Genomic DNA, 269 nt, shown 5'->3' with positions numbered 1-269 from the left:
GTATCGGAACCAACAAGTTCACCGCTAATTTTTTCTCCAGATGCTAAAAGGATATCAATCTTTTCTGCGTTATTAATAACATGCGTATTTGTCACAATATAGGCATATTGACCATATTTTTTATAGATAACCCCAGACCCCTCTCCAGCAACAGCTAGTTCGTCAGATGATTCAATATTTCCAAAGATAACACCAAGACTATTGTTGGCTGATTTTTGGTAATTAATAACAGACACAACAGCATTTTGTACTTTCTCTACAGCTTTTGT

Annotated in this window: 1 pseudogene; it reads right to left on the bottom strand. The window is 35.3% G+C overall.

The features are described 5' to 3' along the window. Positions 1-269 (bottom strand): annotated as a pseudogene (locus tag C1G53_RS12955) (serine protease); the annotation flags it as partial.

The sequence above is a fragment of the Streptococcus suis genome (genome assembly GCF_002960445.1).
Lineage (GTDB): Bacteria > Bacillota > Bacilli > Lactobacillales > Streptococcaceae > Streptococcus > Streptococcus hyiners.
Note: the sequence above shows the minus strand (reverse complement) of the source record. Positions and strands in the feature narration are given on the sequence as shown.